Origin of the sequence: Microcoleus sp. CAWBG640 (assembly GCF_020883015.1) — a bacterium.
GTDB lineage: Bacteria > Cyanobacteriota > Cyanobacteriia > Cyanobacteriales > Microcoleaceae > Microcoleus > Microcoleus anatoxicus.
Map to the genome: position 1 here is coordinate 1 of NZ_JAHRFC010000161.1, position 5558 is coordinate 5558.

5 protein-coding genes are annotated in these 5558 nt (G+C 45.0%); 4 read left to right on the forward strand and 1 reads right to left on the reverse strand.

The window, feature by feature from the left end; all coding sequences use genetic code 11:
* Positions 1-260 precede the first annotated feature (260 nt).
* From AAFP11_RS29500 to AAFP11_RS29515, 4 genes are all read left to right on the forward strand, one after another.
* On the forward strand, positions 261-1115 hold the full coding sequence (locus AAFP11_RS29500; RefSeq protein WP_341738663.1) for an alpha/beta hydrolase: 855 nt from the start codon (positions 261-263) through the stop codon (positions 1113-1115).
* Positions 1112-1825: a glycerophosphodiester phosphodiesterase family protein gene (locus AAFP11_RS29505; protein ID WP_341738662.1), complete on the forward strand. Its 714-nt coding sequence runs from the start codon at positions 1112-1114 to the stop codon at positions 1823-1825. Before AAFP11_RS29500 ends, AAFP11_RS29505 begins: the two co-directional genes overlap by 4 nt.
* A 42-nt stretch (positions 1826-1867) precedes the next feature.
* Positions 1868-2914, forward strand: coding sequence for a histidinol-phosphate transaminase (gene hisC, locus AAFP11_RS29510; RefSeq protein ID WP_341738661.1), 1047 nt, complete (start codon positions 1868-1870; stop codon positions 2912-2914).
* Positions 2915-3141: 227 nt separating this feature from the next.
* Positions 3142-4038, forward strand: coding sequence for an SH3 domain-containing protein (locus AAFP11_RS29515; protein WP_341738660.1), 897 nt, complete (start codon positions 3142-3144; stop codon positions 4036-4038).
* Positions 4039-4181: 143 nt separating this feature from the next.
* Here AAFP11_RS29515 and AAFP11_RS29520 read toward each other — a convergent pair whose 3' ends face one another.
* Positions 4182-5249 (reverse strand): LOG family protein, encoded by a 1068-nt coding sequence (locus AAFP11_RS29520; protein ID WP_341740210.1) that lies wholly within the window; start codon positions 5247-5249, stop codon positions 4182-4184.
* Between the last annotated feature and the right edge of the window lie 309 nt (positions 5250-5558).

Sequence of the window (5558 nt, forward strand, 5' to 3'; positions counted from 1 at the left end):
GAATGAAACAGCCCTGCCCCAGACCCTCTAAGCGAGGGTCTGGGACTCTCGATCCGGTTCCCCTCCTGGGAGGGGCTAGGGGTGGGTCTTTTACCAGCTATTATTCCCCATCGTCGTTTTTTTGAGAATGAAACAGCCCTGGGGATTAGGGAGGATATCTGTGACTGGCTTTCAGGCTTAAGTTGACACTAATGGCCCGAAAGCCGGTTCCACAAAAACCTTATAAATCAGTTAATTTTAAATAAGTTTAATTAACAAAGATGCCAACTCGTCACACATTAGTTTTGCCAGAAATCGAAATTTCTTACTTAGAATGGCAACCAAAAACGGCATCACAACAAGTTCCGCGCTTGCTGTTGTTACATGGTTTAGCCGATAGTGCAGTTGTCTGGACGAGTCTGGGAAATTATTTGTCAAACCACTACCATATTGTAGCGCCAGATATGCGCGGACATGGAGAGAGTAGCAAACCAGATATGGGTTATACTTTTGAAAGTGCGATCGCCGATTTAGAAGCTTTGATGGCACACCTTAACTGGCCCCATGCTCACATTCTCGGACATTCTTGGACGGGAAAGCTAGCGCCAATTTGGGCCAGACAAAATCCCGATCGCTTTTGCAGTATGATTTTAGTAGACCCCATCTTCATCACTAAACTTCCCGCTGTGATGAAACTCACTCTACCACTTCTTTACCGCAAATTAGATTGTCTCAAATGTATGGGCCCCTTTCCGACTTTATCCGCAGCGGAAACAGCAGCCAAACTCTCAGGAGAATATGCAGCTTGGAGTGAGATGCAACAAATTGTATTCCAACAGCAAATCGAGCAAAAATCCGATGGTACTTGGGGTAGTAAATTTGTGATTCCCGCCCGCAATCAGATATTTACAGAAGTGATGCAAGTAGCTGGTTTAACTGAAAATATTGACATTCCCACTTTGTTGATCCAGCCAGAAAAAGGTGTGAATCGTATGGATTGGCAAATCCAGCCCTATCAGAGATACTTGAAAAATCTTACCATACAGAAAGTACCGGGAAATCACTGGTGTTTTTTGGTAGAACCGGCAACTTTTAATCAGACTGTGGCAGAATTTTTAGATACAACAAAATCATGAGTTTAGAAATTATAGCCCATCGGGGTTTTTCTTCGATCGCCCCTGAGAATACCTTAGCAGCTTTTGAACAGGCGATCGCCCGTGGCGCTCATTCCATCGAATTTGACATCCAGCTATCGGCTGACAGCATACCAGTCATTTTCCACGACACCACACTCGATAGGATTACCGGTGTTTCTGGTAAAGTCAGGGACAAAAACTTACCCCAATTGCAGTCACTGGATGCAGGTAAATGGTTCAGAGATGAATTTTCAGGACAAAAAATCCCCACCTTAACAGCAGCATTGCCTATCCTCAAACAAGTTGACAAATTTCTCTACTTTGATGTCAAACCCCACTGCGAATGGTCTAATTCAGAAGTAGCAGATTTTGTCAATACTTTGCAGGAGGCCGGAATCGCAGAAAAATGCGTGATTACTTCCTTTAACGATGGATTTCTCGAACAAGTGCGCCAAATAGCTGATGATTTGCCACTCGGACATATTGTTGCTAATCTGGAAGCGTACCAAGCTCAATTGGCTCAAGCTGTAGTTAAGGGCGATCGTCTGATTAGCACTTTGTATAGTGTTTTGCTGGCAAATCCTGCACTGATTGCCGAAAGCCGCAGTCAGGGAGTTGACATTGTGGCCTGGACGGTGGACGATCGAGAAGATTTGCAAAAGTTACTTGATTTAGGAATAACACGGATTGTGACTAATTGTTTGATATAATTTTTTTCGCTACCAATGAATCCCGATCTAAGCCGATAATAGATGAATTACTTTCGCAAAAAAATCCACGAAATGTCTGGCTATGTACCAGGGGAACAACCACCACTAGGTACTAAAATTATTAAACTCAATTCTAATGAAAATCCCTATCCACCTTCTCCACAAGCTTTAAAAGTGCTTCAGGAAATAGACGGGGAGATACTGCGACGCTATCCCGACCCTACTGGTAAACAATTCCGCATCGCAGCTAGTCAAGTCTTGGGAGTTCCTGATGATTGGATTGTCGTAGGTAACGGTAGCGATGATTTGTTAAACTTGATAGTTCGCGCTGTGGGTGAAACTGGTAAACAGGTAGTTTGTCCTTCCCCCACCTATGTATTGTATCGCACTTTGGCAGAAATTCAAGATGTGGAATTTGTCGAAATTCCCTATCCCGATGACTATCAGTTACCTGTTGATTTACTAATAGCAGCCCAAGGTGCTGTCACTTTTGTGGCTTCACCAAATAGTCCATCGGGAACGGCGATACCTTTAGCATATTTGGAGCAACTAGCTAGGGGTTTATCTGGCATTCTGGTGATTGATGAAGCTTATGTGGATTTTGCAGAAAATCATGCTTTGGAGTTGACAAAAACCTACAATAATGTTATAGTTTTGAGGACGCTTTCTAAAGGTTACTCCCTAGCCGGATTGAGGCTGGGTTTTGGCATCACAAATCCTGCCTTGATAGCTGAGTTAAATAAAATTAAAGACAGTTATAATGTGGATGCTTTAGCTTATCTAGTGGCTGCGGAGGCGATCGCCGATCAAACCTACAAAACAGCCAATGCCGAAAAGATTAAAGCTTCACGACAAACATTAGCCCTCAGCCTCCAAGAATTAGGCTTTGACATTTTGCCATCCCAAACCAACTTTTTGTTAGTCCGTCCGCCCCAGGGCGATGCGGAAAGGATTTATCAAAGACTGAAACAAGAAGGAATATTGATTCGATACTTCAATCAACCCCGATTAGCAGATAAGTTGCGAATTACTGTAGGTACGGAGGCACAAAATCAAATATTAGTTAAAATTTTGACCGAAATTTTATAAATAACTAGATACACAAAAAAAATAACATACACACAGTCCTGATTTGTTAAAGAAGTCGGGACTTTCACCAAGGAGTTAAAATTAATTTATGTGAATAAATATTGACGTATTTACCTAAAAATGTTAAACACAGCTAGATGTGGAAAGACCAAAAGACCCATCCACTTTTTTGCTATATTGACGTGCAATTAAGATAATGATTGTGGTGAATTGAGGAGTTGAACGTAATGACAAACATCAATGGTTGGAACAAACCCGCTGTATTGCTGAGCGCGATCGCGATCGTCGTCGGTAGTCTGCCCGCAAATAGCATCCCTGCGGTAGCTGAATCAACATCCAATATCAGCGAAAATATTTCCTTCACAAATAGCCCCACCTTTCAAATAGCCCAAGCTGGGAGCCTTTGTCGGAAAGTTACTCCCAAAGAAGGCTTGACTGTGCGCCAGGGTCCAGAAACCAAAGCTGCTAGAGTTGGCGGTGTCGCCATGAACACTCAAGTAACCTTGGCTAGCGGCGCGACTACCATTAAAGGCTCCGACGGCCGCCTCTGGATGGAAATTACCGCTCCGGTAAAGGGTTATGTGGCAGTTGGATATCCCAATAACGATGGTAATTTAGTTTCCTGTACCACAGGAAGCGCCGTGACTCCGAGTCCTTCCCCCGCACCAGCCCCCGCCCCAGCACCAGCACCCGCCCCAGCACCAGCGCCCGCCCCGACACCAACGCCAAAACCCACACCAGCGCCGATGCCGGCCCCAGCACCAGCGCCCGCGCCCGCCCCGATGCCTGCCCCGATGCCTGCCCCAGCGCCAGCACCAGCGCCCGCCCCAGCACCAGCGCCAGCACCAGCGCCAGCACCCGCACCAGCCCCAGCGCCCGCCCCTGGCCCTGTAAGTCTGTGCCGCCAAGTAGAACCTCGTGTAGCACCAAATGGTCTAATTATCCGCGCGGATGCTTCCAAAACTTCTGCGATTAAAGGTAGCGTCGCGGCTAACGGCAAAGTAACGCTGGTGCCCAATTACCAATCTGTCAAAGATAAGAATGGAGAAAATCGTAATTGGGTGGAAATTTCCGCCCCTGCGCCTGGATTTATATCTGCTGGCAATTTGATTATGTGCAAGTAAGATGAGGTAATGGGTCATGGGTCATAGGGCATGGGGTATGGGGCATTACTAATTACCTATTACCCATTACCTATTACCCATTACCTATTACCCATTACCTATTACCTTGTTCCATAAAGTTTCATCAATAAGTCCTCTACTCACTATTTTTGTTCAGGATGGGCTGCTTCCGGGGAATCTGCACCCATTTGATTGATAGTAGCAATTAGCTGATATAGCCTGCCTATATGTCGCTGGTTGAAATGCAATATTAGCCTTGGTAAATGGAAACTTTCGTCTCCGACTTCTGCTTGTAAAGCTTGACTTTTTTCAATTTTACCCTGGATTAAAATATCGCTGAAATCCGTATTTAACCGATCGACACTATCATCAGAAAGCTCCGACTTCAACCGAATTACCAGTTTTTCATTCACGTAGCGACACGAGTGATAAACTAGATAAAAATTGGCGATCGCCTCGCAGGCTAATTCCACATTATCTGTCACCGTATATAAACTGCGATCGTCGCCGGAAATCAAACCCCTCCCCCGCAATTGTTTTTGTACAAAAGCATCCAAATCCTGCCAATAATCGCCACCTGGTCGATCGATTAACACCACAGGAGCGGGTCCAAACTTACCCGTTTGAATCAAAGTCAGACACTCAAAAGCCTCGTCCAGAGTACCGAAACCGCCGGGAAACAGAGCCAAAGCATCGCTTTCCCGCAAAAAAAACAACTTGCGAGTGAAAAAATATTTAAAATTGAGCAATTTGCCATCACCGGCAATGAAAGGATTAGAACCTTGCTCGAAAGGCAAATTAATATTCAGTCCAAAAGAATGTTCAGCAGTGGCCCCCTCATTCCCTGCTTGCATGATGCCCCCGCCACCGCCAGTAATCACCATAAACCCCTGTTGGGTAATGGCTGTCGCAAAATCTTTGGCTATCTGATATTCGGGCGACTCCGGGGACACCCTTGCCGAACCAAAAATCACTATTTTGCGAACGTGACGGTAAGGATAAAACATGGAGAAAGCCTTTTCCATATCTCCCAGAGATGCGGAGATAATTTTCCAGTCTAGGCGATCTAGATCTTCTCCGGCTATTCGCACTAGAGTAGAGAGCGATCGTCCAATCCACTCTTGGTGCTTCAACAGAGGCAAGCGATCGATCAAATCGATCGCCTTAGCCTGGAGGGATTCAAAAGCTTTGCCAGACGGAGAAGGAATCATGAATTTTTATGTAACTGCAACAATTAATAGCGACCCAAAATCAAAGGGACAACCACAGTCATCAGCCACAGGTAGAGTTCAGGAATCAATTAACCTAGGTTTGATCCTGTTCCTGCAAGCTGCTTGTTATCAAAGATGTCCTTAATTTCTGGAAAAGTTTTTGAATATGCCATGAAACTTTTACCTCCCAGTCACTACCCAATTTGGATATATTTGGGTAGATTGTGGTAGATCTTCAAAAGTGGTTAAATGTACTTTTCCAAAGTGTTAGCCAGAGTAGTTTTCGGAACTGCCCCAACCACCATATCC